This window comes from Herpetosiphonaceae bacterium, from assembly GCA_036374795.1.
Classification (GTDB): domain Bacteria; phylum Chloroflexota; class Chloroflexia; order Chloroflexales; family Kallotenuaceae; genus LB3-1.
In genome coordinates, this window is sequence record DASUTC010000288.1 from 1 (window position 1) to 18,175 (window position 18,175).

Annotated in this window: 16 protein-coding genes; 7 read left to right on the plus strand and 9 right to left on the minus strand. The window is 63.0% G+C overall.

What is annotated here, in order from left to right; genetic code table 11:
• Positions 1-80: 80 nt before the first annotated feature.
• From VFZ66_22500 to VFZ66_22515, 4 genes are all read right to left on the minus strand, one after another.
• A complete protein-coding gene (locus tag VFZ66_22500; GenBank protein ID HEX6291974.1) occupies positions 81-1,073 on the minus strand; it encodes a ketoacyl-ACP synthase III in 993 nt (330 codons plus the stop codon).
• Between the two features lie 113 nt (positions 1,074-1,186).
• Positions 1,187-2,497, minus strand: coding sequence for a F390 synthetase-related protein (locus VFZ66_22505; protein HEX6291975.1), 1,311 nt, complete (start codon positions 2,495-2,497; stop codon positions 1,187-1,189).
• Positions 2,494-3,330, minus strand: coding sequence for an MBL fold metallo-hydrolase (locus VFZ66_22510; GenBank protein HEX6291976.1), 837 nt, complete (start codon positions 3,328-3,330; stop codon positions 2,494-2,496). The genes VFZ66_22505 and VFZ66_22510 overlap by 4 nt, the downstream gene beginning before the upstream one ends.
• Complete coding sequence (locus VFZ66_22515; protein HEX6291977.1) at positions 3,323-4,318, minus strand: NAD-dependent epimerase/dehydratase family protein; 996 nt, start codon at positions 4,316-4,318, stop codon at positions 3,323-3,325. Before VFZ66_22515 ends, VFZ66_22510 begins: the two co-directional genes overlap by 8 nt.
• Positions 4,319-5,072: 754 nt before the next feature.
• Between VFZ66_22515 and VFZ66_22520 the strand changes: the two genes are divergently transcribed.
• A complete protein-coding gene (locus VFZ66_22520; GenBank protein HEX6291978.1) occupies positions 5,073-5,942 on the plus strand; it encodes an SAM-dependent methyltransferase in 870 nt (289 codons plus the stop codon).
• Here the strand turns inward: VFZ66_22520 and VFZ66_22525 are convergent.
• Positions 5,921-6,226 carry a hypothetical protein gene (locus tag VFZ66_22525; GenBank protein ID HEX6291979.1) on the minus strand — a complete coding sequence of 102 codons (306 nt, stop codon included), beginning with the start codon at positions 6,224-6,226 and terminating at the stop codon, positions 5,921-5,923. The genes VFZ66_22520 and VFZ66_22525 overlap by 22 nt on opposite strands.
• Before the next feature lie 727 nt (positions 6,227-6,953).
• On the opposite strand from VFZ66_22525, the gene VFZ66_22530 reads away from it, so the two are divergent.
• From VFZ66_22530 to VFZ66_22545, 4 genes are all read left to right on the plus strand, one after another.
• Entirely contained in the window at positions 6,954-7,277 is a 324-nt protein-coding gene (locus tag VFZ66_22530; GenBank protein HEX6291980.1) for a hypothetical protein, read from the plus strand.
• A 61-nt stretch (positions 7,278-7,338) separates the two neighbouring features.
• Positions 7,339-8,262, plus strand: a complete 924-nt coding sequence (locus tag VFZ66_22535) for a hypothetical protein (protein HEX6291981.1) — start codon at positions 7,339-7,341, stop codon at positions 8,260-8,262.
• Between the two features lie 175 nt (positions 8,263-8,437).
• Positions 8,438-9,106 carry a TetR/AcrR family transcriptional regulator gene (locus tag VFZ66_22540; GenBank protein HEX6291982.1) on the plus strand — a complete coding sequence of 223 codons (669 nt, stop codon included), beginning with the start codon at positions 8,438-8,440 and terminating at the stop codon, positions 9,104-9,106.
• Positions 9,069-10,295, plus strand: a complete 1,227-nt coding sequence (locus VFZ66_22545) for a cytochrome P450 (GenBank protein ID HEX6291983.1) — start codon at positions 9,069-9,071, stop codon at positions 10,293-10,295. Before VFZ66_22540 ends, VFZ66_22545 begins: the two co-directional genes overlap by 38 nt.
• A gap of 158 nt (positions 10,296-10,453) precedes the next feature.
• Here VFZ66_22545 and VFZ66_22550 read toward each other — a convergent pair whose 3' ends face one another.
• From VFZ66_22550 to tkt, 4 genes are all read right to left on the minus strand, one after another.
• Positions 10,454-12,190: a long-chain fatty acid--CoA ligase gene (locus VFZ66_22550; GenBank protein ID HEX6291984.1), complete on the minus strand. Its 1,737-nt coding sequence runs from the start codon at positions 12,188-12,190 to the stop codon at positions 10,454-10,456.
• A 115-nt stretch (positions 12,191-12,305) separates the two neighbouring features.
• Positions 12,306-13,226: a P1 family peptidase gene (locus VFZ66_22555; protein HEX6291985.1), complete on the minus strand. Its 921-nt coding sequence runs from the start codon at positions 13,224-13,226 to the stop codon at positions 12,306-12,308.
• Positions 13,227-13,305: 79 nt separating this feature from the next.
• Positions 13,306-13,464: a hypothetical protein gene (locus VFZ66_22560; protein ID HEX6291986.1), complete on the minus strand. Its 159-nt coding sequence runs from the start codon at positions 13,462-13,464 to the stop codon at positions 13,306-13,308.
• A gap of 148 nt (positions 13,465-13,612) precedes the next feature.
• The gene (gene tkt, locus VFZ66_22565) at positions 13,613-15,703 is read right to left on the minus strand and encodes a transketolase (protein ID HEX6291987.1); all 2,091 of its coding nucleotides are present in this window, start codon (positions 15,701-15,703) and stop codon (positions 13,613-13,615) included.
• A gap of 277 nt (positions 15,704-15,980) precedes the next feature.
• On the opposite strand from tkt, the gene rny reads away from it, so the two are divergent.
• Complete coding sequence (rny, locus tag VFZ66_22570) at positions 15,981-17,534, plus strand: ribonuclease Y (protein HEX6291988.1); 1,554 nt, start codon at positions 15,981-15,983, stop codon at positions 17,532-17,534.
• Between the two features lie 225 nt (positions 17,535-17,759).
• The gene (locus tag VFZ66_22575) at positions 17,760-18,023 is read left to right on the plus strand and encodes a stage V sporulation protein S (GenBank protein ID HEX6291989.1); all 264 of its coding nucleotides are present in this window, start codon (positions 17,760-17,762) and stop codon (positions 18,021-18,023) included.
• Positions 18,024-18,175: the final 152 nt, after the last annotated feature.

Genomic DNA, 18,175 nt, shown 5'->3' on the forward strand with positions numbered 1-18,175 from the left:
ACGGCTGTGCAAAGCATCATCACGGCTGTGCATAGCATTGCCGACCACTGACTCTCTCAACTTGAAACTTGAAACTCGCCTCAAAACGTCAGCGCCATGCCGCCGAGAGTCAGCCCGGCTCCGGTGCCGACCAGCAGCACCCGATCGCCGCGCCGGATGCGCCCGGCTGCGACGGCCTCGGCCAGCGCCAGCGGGATCGACGCGCCGACGCAGTTGCCGCGCTCGGCCAGGTTGCTGTAGATCTGCTCGCGCCTGAATCCAAGCCGATCGGCGAGCTGATCGATGGCGTGGCGGCTGGCCTGATGCGGCACGACCAGATCGATCGTGCTGCGCTCCCAGCCAAGCGTTTGGAAGAAGCGATCGAGAAACGGCGCGCTCTGCCGCGTGGCAAACTTGAAGACCGCCATGCCCTGCATCCGAAAGCTGTTGTGCTCGCGGGTCGTCGCGGGATCGGCGGGATGGTGCAGCGTGCCGCCGCCCAGCGCCTCGGTCAGATGCGCGCCGCTGCTGAATGTGGCGAACTGCGTGTGCCAGATCGCGCCGGGATCGTCCGCGCCCGACCGGGTGATGATCGCCGCTGCCGCCCCGTCGCCGAAGAGCGCGCGCGTCTCGCGATCGTTGGGGTTGAGCGAGGGCGAGGTGATCTCGCTGCTACAGATCAGGATCGTGCGGTAGACGCCCGCCGCGACGAGATGCGCCGCCGACTGAAGCGCAAACAGAAAGCTCAGGCAGGTTGCGTTCACGTCCCAGCAGACGCTCCCGCCGTCGGGCGCGCCTAGCGCGTGTTGAATCAGCGCAGCGGTGCAGGGCACGGCCTGCTGTGGCGCAGCCGACGCGCCGACGATCGCGTCGAGATCGTCGGGGTGGATACCAGCGCTCGCCAGGGCCATCCGCGCCGCCGCCGCCGCCATCCCCGCCGAAGTCTCGCCCGCCGATGCGTAGCGCCGCTCGCGTACGCCGGTCGCGCGCTCGATCCAACCGGCGGATACGTCCAACTGCGCCGCGAAATAGTCGTTCGTGATACGCTGCTCAGGCAGGTACCAGCCGAGGCCCGCAATAGTTACTGGAAGCATCTTCGTGATCCGATCATTCTGCTGATGTATGGAGTCCACTCTAGTCCCAATGCGGCTGTTCATTCCACGGCTGAGGCTGCCAATTCCTGTACGTGGAAGCTCACACGAAGGAGTTATGCGTCGATGCGCCGCACTCTCCGCCGTTTGATACCAGCGGCGGCTATGTGTACGCCAGGCTCGATCGTCACGTCGGCGCGATGACAATCGTACTGCGCGACCGTAGCGTCCACGCTGGCCCGCACCGCCGCAGTGACCGCAGCGAATGGCACGTCCGGCGCGAGATCGAGCGTGATCCGAAGCTGGCCGGGCCGCTCCTGCACGGCCTGATACTCGACGATCGCCGGGCTGGCGAGCAGGATCATGCGCCGGATCGTGTCGGGAAAGAAAGGCCGCAGGCCGCCCGTGCGCGCCTCGAAGTAGCACACGTCGTCGCTGCGGCCCTCGATCGCGCCGATCACCTGCCAGGGCGAGCCGCAGGCGCAGGGCTGCGCCTCAAGCTGAAGTACGTCGTTGAGGCGATAGCGGATGATCGGCTGGGTGGTGCGCCAGAGATCCGTGACGATCGGCGTGACGCGCGCGCCGTCCAGCGGCTCGTATTGCAGCGCGACGATGTCCTCCTGTACGTGCAGCGCGCCCTGGGCGCAGCTTAGCGCCAGCAATCCCTCGGTGCATTGATAGACCTGATGCACGGGCGCGCCAAAGATCGCCGCCAGCCGCTCGCGATCCTGCGGCTCCAGCACCTCGGCGACCGAGATCAGCCGCTCCGGCGCGATCCGCAGCCTGCCGCGCTCGCGCTCCCCGGCAAGCATGCCCAGCAGCGACGGCGGCCCGATCACGATCTGCGGCTGGTACGTATTCAGCGCGGCGACGGCCTCGGCTAGCGGCAGCATCAGATCGAAGTAGCGGAACTGGATCAAGGTACCGCCCGCGCGCTCGTAGAGGTTGCTGTTGGAGCGCAGAAAGAATGCTACCCGGTAGCGCCGCCGGAGATCGTGCAGCGTGCGCGCCAGGATCGTCCCGGCCCACGCCGCCTGCTCCCACGGCCCTGCCACGAACAGGCCGCGATGTCCTGAGGTGCCCGACGATAGCCCGACCGTGAAGCCCTCCAGCGTGGGCGCGAAGTCGCGGCTCTGCTCCGCCGCCAGCGCGATCTGCATCGCGCGCTCGCCGCTGAGGCCACGGGTGTTGAATGTGTCGAAGTGGTCCATCATCAGCCGCTTGTCGACGGTCGGCAGCGCGCGCCAGTTGTCGCGGTCGTGGCCCTGCCAGTGATTGCGATAGAACGGCGCGTGCCGGTTGGCGTGCCGCACGATGCGCCGGGCACGTCGCTCCTGAAAACGCCGCAGCCGATCGCCGCGCAGCACATGCCAGCGCCATCGAGCGCGCGCGAAATGGCTGACGATCAGCGGCAGCCCCGCGATCATCGTGCGACCTCGCGGGCGAATGCCTCAGGGCAATGGCTCGGCACGATCCGCACATCCGGGCAGGCGATCGAAAACGTGTGCAGGGCGTCGATCGTCGTGCGGACGGCGCGCGGATTGTCGACGAACAGGTAGGTCAGCCGACTTGGCGGGCGGCGCTCGCGGATCGACCGAGCGTGCCAGCAGCCATCGGCGGCGAAGAAGATCGGGCCGCGATCGGTCTGTGCCAGAAGCCCGATCTGCCCACGGGCGTGGCCCGGCAGCTCGACCAGCCGCAGCGAGCCATCGCCCAGCAGATCGTGGGTTGCGCCCAGGCCCGGCAGCGCGGGGCCGCTGAACGCTGGCAGCAGCTCGGCGCGCTGCGCGAAATCTTCCGGCAGCAGCGCGGGAATGAACGCGCGGCGCAATGCGCTCAAGCCATCGCGTCCGCTCACGTCGGCATAGGCCGCGCGCGTGGCGACGAAGCGCGCCGCAGGGAAGTCGCGCAGCCCGGCGATGTGGTCGGCGTGAAAGTGCGAGACGACGATCGTGCGCACGTCGGCGGGCGTCAAGCCAAAGCGGCCAAGCTGCGCGACAACAGCTAGATCCGGCTGAAGGCGCAGCGGTGTGGCGCGGCGGTAGAGCCAGAACGGCCAGCGCTGTGTCACGTCCAGCATACGCGGCGCGTAGCCGGTATCCCAGAGCAGCCAGCCGTGCTGCGGGTGGCGCAGCAGCGCCGCGATCGAGTGACAGTCGATCGTTCGGCGGGCGCCGCCGCGCAGCACATGCCGCTCGTGCGCGAGACAGTAGCCCGTGTCGAGCACATGGCACTCAAGCTGTGGCGGGCGATCAGCCATCGGCAAGCTTCATTTCGGGTGTGCTCAGCGCGGCCAGCGTGCGTCGGATGCCTGCCGCGACCGAAACCTGCGGCGTGTAGCGGAGGTCGCGCCGCGCCGCGCCGATGTCGTAGGTCTGCGTTCGCGCCAGGATCGCGGCGGAGTAGCGCGTCAGCAGCGGCTCGCGGCCAGTGATCGCCGCTCGCGCCTCCATGATCGCCGCCGCAGCCAGCGCGAGCTTCAGCGGCACGCGGCGTAGCTCGGTGGAGAGATTCAGGTGTCGTAAAACCGTCCGAATCACGGCCCACAGCGCGACGTGCTCACCGTTGGTGATGGTGTAGGTGCGGCCTGTCGTCGGAGCGTCGAGCGCCAGCAGCAGCGCGGACACGACGTTGTCGACGTAGGTCAGATCGACGAGGTTGCGCCCGTCGCCGATCTGTGGCAGCCGCCCGGCGCGCGCCGCAGCGATCAGGCGCGGCAGCAGCGAGGTATCGCCCGGCCCGAAGATCGCTTTTGGCCGCAGGATCACCGTCGATAGGCCGGTGGCGGCGGCGTGGTTGACCAGATCCTCGCCCAGCTTTTTGGTGAATGAGTAGACCGAGGCGAAGCGGCGCGGGTAGGGCACGGACTCGGCAAGATCGCGCTGGTCGCGGCCATCGAAGACGACGCTCGGCGACGAGACGTAGATCAGCCGCGCGACGCCCGACTGGCGGCAGCCCGCGATCACGTTGGCGGTGCCATCGACGTTGATCGCGAAGAAGTCCGCCCGCCGACCCCAGGGTGCCGAGAGCGCGCCGACGTGAAAGACGGCCTCCATGCCAGCACACGCCGCAATGGTCGCCCGCCGATCGCGCAGATCGACCGGCACTGGCTGCGCGCCCAGTGCGAGCAGATCGTGAGCCTGGGTGAAGTTGCGGCCCAGCAGATAGACGCGATGGCCGTGTGATAGAAGCGCCAGCGCCAGGTGCCGCCCAAGGAAGCCTGTGCCACCGGTGACAAGAATGTTCATACGATCGCCTGAGTGATGCAGCGGGGATTGTACCATCTTTTATGTTGCGATGACGCGATCGAACAGTCTATGGCGGCGGCGCGCTTCTTAGAGCCGCTCAGGAGCGTTTAGTAGGCTGTTACATTTGATAAGAATTCTGTAAGTAAATAGTGGTTGACAACTCGCAACGGGTGGCTTATGATAGGCACAACCCGCTGGCGTGGGTGCTCGACCAACTGGGGGGTGGGCCGAGCATCGTAACGTAGCGGGTTTTGTGTGCCGGGGCATGCAAACTCTACAATTCCTCTCCTTTTTCGCTTCTCATGATCGATGTGCCTGCGATCACCGCAGCGGCCAGGCTGGCCCCTTTTCTACCCTATCAGCGGTCGGTTGGTGTCCGTGCGCGGGGCGACTGACACACGCCGGGAGGCGGGTGCCTTGCAACACGGGACCTTGTTTATTATAATGGACATGTCGTTCATGTCGTCGTGACGGAAACACCCCCCAACGTTACGCATCCGACGTGTACGATTATTTAGGTGACTTCTGGCGCTAAAGCCGCTCACCTAAATATGCGCAAGCAACGGAACAGGCACACCATCCTGGGTGCCTGTTCTGTCCGATGGCTGCTCCAGGCTTCAAGCGCGTGCTTCTCTTCGCGCGGCGCACCTGCTCCAGGCGGCGATAGCCTTTTCCTCTGCATCTGCACGAACCTACTCCGCAGATTTGCCAGATTCCGCGTTCTCCTCCAAGAGTGATACAATCAGGAGTAGCGATGCAGATGCTTCGACGCACGATCAACGAGCAGCCGGGTATCATAGATCGAATGATGATCTGGTTGGAGATGGGTATGTCCTACGATGCGAACAAACCGAGCATCGCGCGCATCTATGATTACTGGCTCGGCGGCACACATAACTTCCCGATCGATCGAGCGGTTGGCGAACAGATGGCTCAACTGGTGCCGTTTGTTGTGCAGGCGCTACGTCTGAATCGCTGGTTTGTAACGTATGCGGGAAGCTACCTGGCACAGGCCGGGATCGACCACTTCATCGATCTGGGAGCCGGATTACCCACCGAAGGCTCGCTGCACGAGTCTGTTCCCGAAACAAGCAAAATTCTTTACGACGATTTCGATCCCGATGCGGTGGCCTACGCTCGTGAGATTCTTGACGCGCGACCACATATTGAGTTTGTCCAGGCGCGAATCGAGGATATTGACACGATCGTCGGCGCAGCCGAGCGCTTTTTTGGAGCGCAGCGCCGAGTCGGGATCTGCATGAGCGCCGTGGCCCATTTCATCGACGACGACTCGCTGCGGCATGTGTTTCGCCGCCTGTACGACTGGAGCGCGCCCGGCTCGATGCTCGCCGTATCATCAAACGATGCCGACCCGACCGACCCGAACCAGCGCGCTGCTATCGCGAGCTACGAGCAGCGGACCGGAGCGCGCTTGTACTTGCGCTCGGCGCAACACCTGTACAGCCTGATCGAGCCGTGGCAACCGCAGAGCGGCGGCTTTCACCCATTCGAGGCGTATGCCGAGGCCGATCTTGGCCGTTTGGTTGTGCAGCCTGGCTTTCGTGGCAGGGTTGGCTATGCCGGGTTTTTCATCCGTCCTCCTTACTCAGGCAGCGAAGCGTAAAACTCGTCCCATAGCGAAGGATCGTAGTGATCCCAGAGATCGGGGAAGAAATAGAGCGGCGGCTTCCCGAAAAAAATACACAACGCAAGGAGCGTGCGATAGGTGGGATTGGTATTCTCGCCGGTACGAATTTTTTGTAAACTGCTATACCCAACCTCGCCCTGCATGGCTAGCGCCACTTCGCGATAGCTATACTCTCGTCCGCTTGGATGGCGATTCTCTTTGAAGAGGCGGTCAACAAGTTGGGCAATCGTCGGCACGGGGCGTGAGAATGGTTGCTCCATCTCAACTCCTTGTCACACCTCGATCTGCTGATCTGCGTATATCGTAAGTCGATACAAACGTCTGCTAAAGTAGTATAACAATCTTAACCCCTTGTTGGGCGTCGCTACGACGCTGATTCGGCTGCAGCTTCTTTGTACCGTACCGCTCCTGATCGTGACTGACCCCGACAGACAACGTTCGTCGCACATGCTCCCGACGGCATACGTGCGCTGTCGGGTTGCTCAGTCATTGATTGCGAGGAACGGCGATCCTTTAACACGAGTAGCTACACGATCGTTAGGTACTGACCAGCGATTGTGTTTTTTAACTATTTCTTGTTCAGATGTGGTAATACATGCGATTCAAGGTTGGGAGTAGCGGTTTCCCATATAAGTCTTTACGCTGTTCGTACCCCGTGCGTATCTGTATGTTTTGCACAAAAGGAGTTCCCGATAGGGTTGTGATGCGCAAGTGGGCGCATCATCGTGGGCCTGTGTGCGCGGATCACCATCATGCAGGCAAAAAATAAGCGAAGCATTCGGCCTATAACGCCACATACTTCGTTACAATAAAAAAACCTGTGCTTGCTGCATGGCTTGGAACCCCTTGAGCAAGCACAGGATCAACCAGCACACACATAAGCGTGCAGCCGGGAGTAGAGCATGCGCTCTACTGGGCGGATTGTAGCATGCCTGCGGGTATTCAACAATCCGCCTGCCACGGCTGCCTGACGAAAGGCAGCAGATCATGCCCAAAGCAGAGTCCCGCCATCAGCCGAGCCACCCCCGGCAGCGCCGCTACGATCGTCTAGCGGTGCTGGACTACATCGAAACCTATCAGCGCGTCCATCACTACTCGCCGTCGCAGCGCATCATCTACCGGGCACTTGGCATGAGCGCGCCGTCGGTCGCGCATAACACAATCCACGCGCTGGAGCGCCAGGGCTTGCTCACGATCTCGTCGAAGCAGCGCGGCTGGCCTGCGGAGCTGGAGATCACGCCGCTGGGCTACGAGCGACTTCAGGAGTGGCGCACACGCCGCGCCGCTTCATCCGACGAGGATGCTCGATGAGCCTGGTCCAACTCAGCGACATTGGGTGCGGGCGCTATGCAACGCATGGAGGGCATCGCACATGACGCGACGCCAGCGTCCGAAGCGTCCCTACGCGGTGTTGATCGCGCCCGACAAGGCATTGCTGCAACAGCGCGATGCGCTGGCTGCGCTCGGCTTTACGGTGGCGGTGTCGGGCTCGCTGCTCAGCGGCTACGGGCTTGTTCGCCACCTGCTCGCGCCTCCACAGCCCGCTCAGCAGGCAGTGATCCTGCTGGATGTGCAATCAGCAGATCCGGGCTTCCCTGATTTTCCGGGGCTGCTGCTGGCCGCCGTGCTTGCCCGTCAGATGCGCCTTGGCGAACTCCCGCCAGCCTGGATGGTCGGCGTGGTCACGAGGCACATGCCGGAGTCCGAGGCCGAGTCGCTCGTCGCCGGATGTCAGCGGGTGCTCCATCTGCCGGTAGAGCCTGATACTCTGTCGTCACTCGCCGGCCTGGCGCGGCAGCCGCCGCCGATCCCGCATCGGGACGCGCCGCCTGGCGAGGCTCGCGCGCTCTACACCATACAGATGATCGCGCAGCGGATGCTCCTGGCGGTCCAGTCGGCACGTGTACGAACGTGGACGCCGGAGGATGTGGCGCTGCTGCTGCGGTGGTTGACGCCCTATCCTCAGCCGAAAGGCGCGACGCAGCAGGTAGGCGCAGGAGCCGACGAGGCGCGCCGGATCGAATCGCTGCTGCGCTCGCTCGGCGGTGTGCGCGGAGCACGGCAGCGCTTGGAGACGATCGCGGAGCAGTGGCAGACGCGCCATCCGCTCCACAGCGAGATCGTGCTGAAGTTTCTGGATGGCTTGGAGCGGGCTGAGATTGTCAAGTATTTCGTACGGCGCAGGCTGTACGAGGATAGTCGGGTCTATCACTGCATCAACGATCTGCCGCGCCGGATCTGCGATCAGCTTCGGCGGGATCAGGTGATGCAGCAGGAGGATTGGACCATCGACTGAGATCCTGAGCACGCCAGCCAACGGAAGCGATCGGCAGCCACCAAAGCCGCCCGATCGCTTCCCCGTGGGCTGCGGTTGAGGACAGAAACAGCGTACCTGTTGACAGGAGACGATCACAGGAGTAGAGTGAATGAACGTTCATTCATTCCGGTGAATAAAGATTCAGGAGGCGTATGTGCCGCAGACACTCGACGATCCGCTTCAAAGCTATCTGATCAATGCTCGACGCCATCAAATTCTGAATGCCGCCGCAGAAGTGTTTGCCGAGAAAGGGTTTCATCGGGCGACGATTCGGGACATCGCCAGGGTAGCCGGGGTAGCGGACGGCACGATCTATAACTACTTCGAGAACAAAAGCGCGCTCCTGCTGGGCCTGCTCGACCGCCTGAATCAGACCGAGCAGCGCGAGTCGCATTTTGCACAATCGACGGAGATGGATCTTGCCAGCTTTGTGCATATGTACCTCAACCAGCGCTTCGCGTCGCTAACGGATATTGGCTTCGATGTCTTTCATGTGCTGCTTTCCGAGATCCTGGTCAATCCAGAACTGCGCGCCACCTACTACCAGCAGGTCATCGCCCCGACCTTTGCGGTCGCCGAGAAGTATGCCCAGGGCTGGGTGACGCAGGGCGCGGAGCAGACGATCGATCCGCAGCTTATGCTACGCGGCATAGCAGGCATGACACTGGGAGTGTTGTTGCTGCGGCTGATGGGCGATCCCTATCTACAAACCCACTGGAACAGCGTTCCAGATGTTCTTGCTGAGCTGATCCTCCACGGTATCGCTCCAGCTAACGGAGATCATCATGACCCAACAGATCATGCAACCGATCATCCAGCCTAATCTCGCCAGCCCGCAGTTCAAGGCGAATCCCTTTCCCTTCTTTGCCAGGCTACGAGCGGAAGCTCCGGTCTACCGCGCTCAGCTATCAAGGCGCGAGTCGGTCTGGCTGGTCGCGCGCTACGACGACGTGCTGGCAGTGCTCAAGGACGAGCGCTTCGGCAAGGATCGCTTCAAAGCGATGACCCAGGAGCAGCAGGCAAAGATGCCGTGGATGCCTGGCATGATCAAGCCGCTCACGCAGAATATGCTGGATCTGGACGCGCCGGATCACACCCGGCTGCGCGGTCTGGTCCATAAAGCGTTCACGCCGCGCCTGATCGAGCAATTGCGCGGGCGCGTACACACGCTGTGTGACGAGCTGCTGGATGCGGTGCTGCGGCGCGGCCACATGGATCTGGTCCGCGACTATGCGCTGCCGCTGCCCGTGACGATCATCGCCGAGATGCTGGGCATTCCGCCAAAGGATCGCACGAAGTTTACACGCTGGTCCAACAGCATCGTGTCGGTCGGGTCGTCCAGCGAGGTGCTGCGAGCGCTACCGTCGATCTGGCTGTTTATGCGCTACCTGCGCAAGCGCTTCGAGGAGCGCCGCGCCGCGCCACAGGACGATCTGATCACGGCGCTGGTTCAGGCCGAGGAGGCAGGCGATCGGCTGAGCGAGGATGAGCTGCTGGCGATGGTCTTGCTGCTGCTGATCGCCGGTCATGAGACAACCGTCAATCTGATCGCCAACGGCACGCTTGCGCTGCTGGAGCATCGTGAGCAGATGGAGCGGCTGCGCGGCGAGCCGGAGCTGATCAAGCCCGCGATCGAAGAGCTGCTGCGCTACACCAGCCCGGTCTATACGTCAACCGAGCGCTTTGCGCGCGAGGATCTTACGCTCTGCGGCGTGATGATCCGGCGCGGCGAGCAGGTGTTGGCGGTGATCGCCTCGGCCAATCGCGACGAGCAGCACTTCGAGCGTCCCGATGCGCTGGATCTGGCCCGCGATCCAAACCGGCATCTCTCGTTTGGGCAGGGGATTCACTACTGCCTGGGCGCGCCGCTGGCACGGCTGGAAAGCCAGATCGCTGTCGATATGCTGCTGCGGCGCATGCCCGATCTGCGTCTCGCCACAGCGCCCGATGCGCTGCGCTGGCGGCGCGGCCTGGTCCTGCGCGGGCTGCATGCGCTGCCGGTCGCGTTTTAGCGCTGCTTGTGAACGATCTGACCGCGCTCTTGTCCGATGTCGATCATGCTGGCCTGCCTGTATGTGCCGGGTTTAGTCGCGCTTCCGCTCGAACGAAATAGCAACCAGGGCACGCCATTGGCATGCCCCGGTGCAGGCAGCGTGCTGTGCTGCCGGGATCAGCTCTGGCTTGGCACCTGCTCGCGCTGGCCCTTGAGGTGCTCCTCGACGAGCACCCGCCGCAGCACTTTGCCGACCTGCGTCTTGGGTAGCTCTTGCCGGAACTCGATCTGGCGCGGCACTTTGTACGGCGCGAGCTGCTCGCGGCAAAACGCCGTAATCTCCTCGGCGGTCGGGGCGCAGCCCGGCTTCGGCACGATAAACGCCTTGACCGTCTCACCGCGATAGCTGTCGGGCACGCCCGCGACGGCGGCTTCGAGCACCTGGGGATGCGTAAAGAGCACCTCTTCGATCTCGCGCGGCAGGACTTTGAATCCGCTGGCGATGATCATGTCTTTCTTGCGATCGACGATGTAGAAGTAGCCGTCGTCGTCCATGCGGGCGATGTCGCCGGTATGCAGCCAGCCATCATCATCGATCGTAGCGGCAGTTTCGTCGGGACGATTCCAGTAGCCTTTCATCACGTTCGGCCCGCGCACCAGCAGCTCTCCAACCTCATCCGAGCCCCACGGCACCGGCAGGCCAGTCTCCGGGTTGATGATGCGCGCCTCGATGTCCGGCAGCGGCAGCCCGATCGATCCCGCGCGGCGCTGACCATAGACCGGATTGCAGTGCGTCACCGGCGCGGTTTCGGTCAGACCGTAGCCTTCGACCAGCCGCCCACCCGTCAACACCCCGAACTGCTCCTGAACTTCCATCGGCAGCGGCGCTGAGCCGGAGATACACGCTTTGATGCTGCTCAGGTCGGTGTGGCTGACATCGGGATGGTTGATGATCCCGATGTACATCGCGGGCACGCCGGGGAAGATCGTCGTGCGCTCGTTGGCGATCACCCGCATCACGTTGTCGATCGGACGTGGATTGGGCACGATCACGATCTGACCGCCGACATAGATCCCGAAGTTCATCGCGACAGTCATGCCATAGACGTGGAAGAACGGGATCGCGGCCATGACTTTTTCTTTGCCCGGCTCGGCGGAGGGCAGGAACGAGACGACTTGCAGCGTGTTCGCGACCAGATTCCTGTGGGTCAGCATCGCCGCCTTGGGCACGCCGGTTGTGCCGCCGGTGTACTGGAAGAGCGCCACATCGTCGGGGCTGACCTCGACTCTGGGCGGCTGCGCCGGAGCCTTTGCCAGCAGATCCTCGAAGAGATGCACGCTGGCGCTGGGCTGCACCGTTACCCAATCGGCCTCTTTCTGCTGCGCGCGCCGCACAAGCTGCTTCGACGGGAAGGGCAGCAGATCGAAGATATGCGTGACGATCGTGTTCCTGACGGGCGTGTGCGCGCGCACCTCGTCGAGCCGCTTGTAGAACAGGTTGAGCAGCACGATCGTCTCCGCTCCCGCATCGGCCAACTGGTGCTGTAGCTCGCGGGCAGTGTACGTCGGGTTGACGTTGACGACGATCGCGCCTGCCTTGAGCGCGCCGAAGAACGCGATCACAAACTGCGGAGAGTTCGGCAGCATCACTGCCACTCGATCGCCGGGCTTGACGCCCATGTTGACCAGCGCTGCGGCAAAACGATCGGCGTGGGCATTCAGCTCGCGGTAGGTCAGCGAGCCGCCGATCATCATGCGCCCGCCCAGCAGGTACTTAAGCACCATCTTGGTGGCGGTGTTGTTCGGATAGCGGCGGGCAGTGTCTTCCAGAAAACGTTGCAGCGGTATATCGGGATAGGTCAGCGTGTGAGGGACCTCAGGCTCGTAGTGAGCAAACCATGCAGCGTCGGCCACGGCGATCCTCCTTTGGGTCGGCGCGGATATGAATATCTTTCAAGTTTTATTGTACAGGAGATACGCCGGTTGCGCTAGATGGAGATTCATACCGATTGGACCATATACCTTTGGATCACGCCTGCGCCGCCCGCACCGCGTGGATCACCGCCTGGGCCACCGCTTCGGCTGCCGCCACGCCGATCGCGAGGCTGTCGGCGGGCGGCGCGGCGGGCGGCGCGACCGCGAGCGCGAAGAGCGCATCGCCGTCGAGGTGCGTATGCGCGGGGCGGATCGTCCGTGCCAGGCCATCGTGGGCGATGCTGGCAACCCGCGCGCAGGCGGCCTTGTCGAGACGCGCGGTGGTCAGCACACAGCCGATCGTCGTGTGCTCCAGCGCAAGCGCTGGGGGCGGCCCCTGCAACAGGTGTTGGACCGTATCGGCGAGCGAGCCGTCAGGCAGGCGCGATCCAGCGATGATCTCGTTAGTCGTCGGATCGACGACGTGACCGTAGGCATTGACCGCGACGATCGCCGTGACAAGCTGCTCCGCCGCCGCAACCCGCGCCATGCCGATCCCGCCGCGAGTGACCCGCCCCGCTCCAAAGAGCTTGCCAATCGTCGCGCCGGTGCCAGCCCCGACCCGTCCCCAGTCGATTGGGCTGTGGTAGGCGTCCTCGCAGGCGGCATAGCCCATCGCCGCATCGGGCCAGACGGCATCGCCCACCGCCAGATCGAAAAGCACGGCGGCTGGCACGATCGGCACCTTGACGACGCTTGTGGCGAAGCCGTGCTGCCGCTCGTAGAGCCAGCGCATCACGCCGTCGGCTGCCGCCAGCCCGAACGCGCTGCCGCCCGTCAGCAAGATCGCGTGGACCTGCTCGACCAGATTGCCGGGCTGAAGCAGATCGGTTTCGCGCGTTCCGGGCGCGCCGCCGCGCACCGCCACGCCTGCGGTCGCCCCCTGGGGGCTGAGAATCACCGTGCAGCCGGTGCGCGCTGCGGCGTTGGTCGCATGTCCAACCCACACATTCGGAAATCCGTCGATCAAGGCCATAGCTCACCTGCAAAAAAGCGAATGCGTGACGAAGCCCTAGCCTCATCACGCATCCCATCGAGCGGCATAGGCTACCGGCCTATGCTTCTTCTTTGAGCCAGCCGCGCTCGCGGGCGATAAACTTAATCGTCGCGTCGTCGGGCGGATATAGACCAGCCGCTTGGTAGGCATAGGCCAGCAGCGCCGCGCCGCCGACCACGCCAACCAGCAAACCTACGAGGAATAACAAAAGTTTCATCGCTAGCATTCCTTTCTGCACCTGCTGCTCAGGCTATGATACTCGAAGGCAGGATTGTGCGTCAACGCGCGGCGTTGGGGGAACAAGGGAACAACGCAGTTGTATGTTTGGTTCCTGTGTGCTTTGTTCTCCCCGGCCTGTCGGCGCACTACGATGGGCCTTCGTCTCCGGCGGGCTGTCGTCCGGGGATAGCCTCGGCCTCGGACTGGCTCGAATCAACATCTGCGGCGCGGCCCAGGAGTCGCAGCGTCTCCTCGGCCACGCGCTCAGGCGTGATGCGATAGTTCTTGAAGATCTCCTTGTACGGCGCCGACGCGCCGTAGCCGCCGGTGACGCCCACGAACGCGCCGTTCGGCCCGATCCAGCGATCCCAGCCGAGCCGCACCGCAGCCTCCACGCCGACGCGCGCGGTAATCTGCGGCGGCAGCACCTCGTCGCGATACGCCTGATCTTGCTCCTCGAATAGCTCCCAGCAGGGCATCGCCACCACCCGCACGCGCGTCTGCTGCTCCGCCAGCAGCTTGGCCGCGTCGAGCGCCAGCGCAACCTCGGAGCCGGTCGCGATCAGGATCGCTTCGGGATTCTCGACATCCTGAAGCACGTACGCGCCCCGGTGCAGGCCCGCCGCCGCGCCGAGCTTGGTCCGGTCGAGCACCGGCAGCGCCTGGCGAGTCAGAACCAGCGCCGTCGGGCCTCTGGTATTGTTTATCGCTGCGCGCCACGCCTCAACCGTCTCGTTGGCGTCCGAGGGGCGGATCACGGTCAGATGCGGCATTGCGCGACAGGCTGCCAGATGCTCGACCGGCTGGTGAGTCGGGCCATCCTCGCCCAGGCCGATCGAGTCGTGGGTGAAGATAAAAATGTTGTGGACGCTCATCAGCGCCGCCAGGCGCAGCGCCGGACGCATGTAGTCGGAGAAGGTGAAGAACGTGCCGCCGTAGGGCAGCAGACCGCCATGCAGAGCCATGCCGTTCATCGCGGCGGCCATGCCATGCTCGCGCACGCCGAAGCGCAGGTAGCGCCCCATGAACGACTCGGCCTCGATGTCTTTGGCGTCTTTGGGCTTGGTGTTGTTCGAGGGCGTCAGATCCGCCGAGCCGCCGAGCAGCTGCGGCAGCCGATCAACCACCGCGTCGATCACCTTGCCGGATGCCGCGCGCGTCGCCACGCCCTTGGGATCGGGATCGAAGCTCGGCATATTGGCGTCCCAGCCCTGGGGCGGCTCCCTGCGCCACATCGTCTCCCACTGCTCGGCCAGATCGGGATGATCGGCGCGGTAGCGCTCGAATGTCTGCTGCCATGCGCGCTGCTGCTCCGCGCCGCGATCGACCGCCTGGCGCATATAGCTCAGCACGTCGTCGGGAACGGAGAAGAACTGATCGACGGGCAGATCCAGCTTCTCCTTCGCCAGCCGGACCTCCTCATCGCCGGGCGGATCGCTGTGGGCCTTCTGCGTGCCCTGGCGGTTGGGCATGCCGTAGCCGATGATCGTGCGGGTGATGATCAGCGATGGCCGGGTCGTCTCGGCGCGTGCTGCCTCGATCGCGCTCCAGACCGAAGCCATATCGTGGCCGTCGGCGCGCACCACGTGCCAGCCGTAGCCCTCGAAGCGCTTGGCGGCGTCGTCGCTGTAAGCCAGGTCGGTCGAGCCGTCGATCGTAATATGGTTATCGTCGTAGAGATAGATCAGCTTGCCCAGGCCCAGATGCCCCGCCAGCGACGCCGCCTCATGCGACACGCCCTCCATCAGGTCGCCGTCGGAGCAGATCGCGTAGGTGTAGTGATCGACCAGCTCAAAGCCCGGTCGGTTAAACTTCGCGGCGAGATAGCGCTCGGCGATCGCCATGCCCACGCCAGTGGCAAAGCCCTGGCCCAGCGGCCCGGTCGTCGTCTCGATGCCGGAATCGAGATGAACTTCGGGATGGCCGGGCGTGAGCGAGCCATACTGCCGGAAATGCATAAGCTGATCGAGCGTCATCTCCTGATAGCCCGTGAGATACAGCATCGTGTAGAGCAGCATCGAGCCGTGCCCGCCGGAGAGCACGAAGCGGTCGCGATCGGGCCAGCGCGGATCGTGGGGATTGTACTTCAGCGTGCGCGTCCACAGCACGATCGCGGCATCGGCCATTCCGAGCGGCAGGCCGGGATGGCCCGAATTTGCCTTCTGGACGGCGTCCAGCGTCAGCCCGCGCACCACATTTGCGGCGCGCCGGTCAAGATCCGTAAAATGTTCAGCCATCGACATCGCTCCTTCTGCTAGTTCATCGGCGTAGAATACGGCGAGTGGCCTGCTTCCGATCGATTTGCACCGTGGTGCTATCTTACCGCAACATTTCGTCCTACGCGGATCAGTTCTTGCTTAAGCTGCCGTTAAGGAATGCCTTGACAGCCCTTCTCAAAGGGGCTATGATAACGTGACATTCCCCTGATATGGTTATGGAAACCCACGTCCGGCTGTAGCTCGGTGCTACAGCTTTCAGGGCACCTTAACAAGTGAATATGACAGGAGAATCAACGTGTCTGCCGAATTATGGGCGCTTTTTGGAGCCCTTCTTGGAGGGGTGGCAGGCGCAGTGTTAATGTACGTGATGTATCGGCCCCGCGTTCAAGATCAGCAGCTTCGGGTAGAAACCGAGGCCCGGCGGATCGTGGAGGCGGCGCAGGCTCAAGGCAAGGAAATTCTTCTCCAAGCTCAAGCTGATGCGCTCAAGGCCCGTAATGATGCGGAAATTGAGCTAAAGAACGCACGTCAGGCGCTGCACAAACAAGAAGAGCGCATTCAACAACAAGAAGAACGGCTTGCGCGCAGCCAGGAAAAAGTAGAGCGCAAGCTGGACGATCTCGAACGCCGCGAGCGCGGGATCGGCCAGCGCGAACGGCATATCGAGCGCCTCCACCGCGAAGCGGAAGAGCTGAAACAACGTCAGCAGACGGAACTCGAACGAGTCGCGGCGCTGTCCAATGAGGAGGCTCGTGGAATTATTTTGCAGCGTGTCGAGGCGTCTGCTCGTGACGATGCCGCCAAACTGATGCGTCAGATCGAGCAGGAGGCCAAGGACGAGGCGGATAAGCGCGCTAAAAAAATTATTGGCATCGCTATTCAGCGGCTAGCCTCCGAGTATGTCGCCGAGCTAACCGTGACGACGGTACCGCTGCCGAGCGAAGAACTCAAGGGCCGCATCATCGGTCGCGAGGGTCGGAATATCCGGGCCTTCGAGCAAATTACGGGAGTAGACATCATCGTCGATGATACGCCCGAAGCCGTTGCCCTTTCGTGCCACGACCCGGTGCGCCGCGAGGTAGCCCGGCTGGCGCTGACGAAGCTCCTGAAAGATGGGCGAATTCATCCTGCGCGCATCGAAGAAGTCGTCGACAAAACGCGGCAGGACATAGAGACGGTTATTCGTGAGGAGGGCGAGCGAGTCGCGTATGAGGCCGGAGTGCAAGGCTTACATCCCGACTTGGTCAAAATCCTCGGTCGGCTAAAATATCGTACCAGCTACGGTCAGAACGTCTTGCAGCACTCGCTGGAATGCGCGCTGCTGGCTGGAACCATGGCAAGCGAGCTGGGCGCGAACGTCCAGATCGCGAAAACAGCCGCCTTGCTGCATGACATCGGCAAAGCCGTCGATCATGAGGTGCAAGGGCCACATGCGCTGATCGGCGCTGACATCGCACGGCGGCTTGGCCGCTCCGGGGCGATCGTTCACGCCATCGCCGCACATCATTTTGAAGAAGAGCCGCTGACCGTGGAGGCGTTCATCGTCGCCGCCGCCGATGCCATGTCGGGCGGGCGACCAGGAGCGCGCCGCGAGACGCTGGATTTGTATATCAAACGTTTGGAAGCATTGGAGACCGTGGCGACATCGTTTCCAGGCGTGCAGCGGGCATTCGCCATTCAGGCGGGCCGCGAGGTTCGTGTGATGGTACAGCCCGATACGATCGACGATCTTGGCAGCATTACGCTGGCTCGCAACGTCGCGAAGAAGATCGAAGAAAGTCTCCAGTACCCTGGTCAAATTAAAGTCACCGTGATTCGAGAAACGCGGGCAGTGGACTACGCGCGGTAACGCATCGTCCGAGGAGCATTCCGTCAGTAGTCCTTGGAACACCTAACTCTCGATGTCCTCGGAAGGAGGAAGGCTCCTATGGATACCAGCTACGACAACTTCAGGCTGGATGAGCTAGCGGCAGGCGAGTCCAGTTCCCGGCCGGAGCGCGGTAATGAGCGCACAGGGTACCAAGAGCAGGCGCGTGTCGGTCATCAAGGCCAGCAACACCACTCCAACGCCGAAGTGCTCAAGGTCTCTACCCGTTCGCGGCCCAGCGCGGTGGCTGGTGCGATTGCGGGTGTCATCCGCGAGAGCGGCGTGGCAGAAGTGCAGTCCATTGGCGCTGGCGCTACCAACCAGGCGATCAAGGCAGTTGCGATTGCTCGCTCGTACCTGAGCGAGGAGGGTGTCGACATCTTCTGCGTGCCGTCGTTCATCGACGTAGCGATCGACGAAGAAGAGCGCACTGCGATTCGCTTACTCATTCAACGCCGCGATAAAATCTAGCCACAGCACAGCCCGAAACGTTTTTGACGTTTCGGGCTGTGCTGCTTAACGCGCCGTCAGGCCGACTCAGGGATTCTCCCAAATATCCCGTTAGAACCGCACCTAGTCTTTTTTTGTGTCAATACCCAGCTACGCGGTCATCTGTGCTTGCA